Here is a 1,091-nt window from a genome sequence, read left to right as displayed (position 1 = left end):
CCCCACCACGTCGGTGAGGGGCGCTTCGCAGTCGTCAGGCCAGATACGCGCCCGCCGTACGAACCATCAGATCGTGCGTCGCCAGGGCCACCGCACGGGCGTCCTCCAGCGCCTCCAGCGTCTCCGCCTCCCGCATCGCGTACGTCGCGTGCACCGCCTCATGCGCCACGGCCCGCACCGCGTCCGACTCGATGAGGAGCTGCACCCTCACGGACGGCTCGGTGATCTCCGAGCGGGTGCGGTGCGACTCGTCCCGCAGCACCCGCACCCGCTCCGCGTCCACCCCCGTGATCTGCGCCTCCCGCACCATCCACATGGCACGGCGGTGATCACTCGCCGCACGAGCCAGCGCCGTCACCGCGTCGATGGCCTCGGACCGGCGCCGCTCGTCCAGCTCATCCCACCTCGCCGAGCGGGCCGAGAAGTGCGCCAGCGCACCAGTGACGGCGCCCCCGAGGATCGTGCCGAGTACCGCGACGATCGTGGTCCACATAATGTGCCCCTTCCGTGTCTTCCTGCCTGACACGTACAGACTGACAGAGATGTATCAGTCTGCGCAAGAGGATTCACTCTGATTCATCTGAGGGAAGGTGCCCAGGCGGGTACAGAAGGCGCCGCCGCGCACGCATCGCCCCAGGTGGCGCCGGGGGGAAGCCACCACCCCGGACCCTCCGAATTTCGTCACGTGACGTTGTAGAAGCCTGCTCCGGGGCTGTTTTTTCGTCACGTGACGAAGTGGATTCCGGAGCTGGACCCGTGCGCCAGGCGCGAGCGGCATCCAGCGCGAGCTGGTCGAGCCGCCCTTGTACGCGCCGTTCTTCGTACGCCCGCTGGCGACAGCTCGCCCGGCAGTAGACGCGGCGGCGGCCCCGCCCGTCCGCCTCGGGCAGAGGCCCCTGGCACCACTCGCAGAGCCCGCGCGGCAGTTCATCGCTCATCCCGCGAGTCTCCTCCCCGGCCGCCGCCGCCGCGTACGTCTCCGACTGCCGCCGTACGTCTCCGAGATGACGTACGAGCACGACCAGGACGACGAGCACGACCAGGACGACGACGAGCACCAGGAGCACGAGCACGACCAGGAGGACGCCACC

2 protein-coding genes are annotated in these 1,091 nt (G+C 69.6%); one reads left to right on the top strand and one right to left on the bottom strand.

Annotation, left to right across the window (positions count from 1 at the left end):
* Positions 1 to 34 precede the first annotated feature (34 nt).
* Entirely contained in the window at positions 35 to 493 is a 459-nt protein-coding gene (locus ABD343_RS40695) for a pRL2-23 (RefSeq protein ID WP_344535921.1), read from the bottom strand.
* Between the two features lie 310 nt (positions 494 to 803).
* Between ABD343_RS40695 and ABD343_RS40690 the strand changes: the two genes are divergently transcribed.
* A partial coding sequence (locus tag ABD343_RS40690; protein ID WP_344535920.1) for a hypothetical protein occupies positions 804 to 1,091 on the top strand: 288 nt, incomplete at its 3' end.

It is taken from the genome of Streptomyces albiaxialis, assembly GCF_039530985.1.
Lineage (GTDB): Bacteria > Actinomycetota > Actinomycetes > Streptomycetales > Streptomycetaceae > Streptomyces > Streptomyces albiaxialis.
This window is presented reverse-complemented; position numbering and strand designations above follow the sequence as displayed.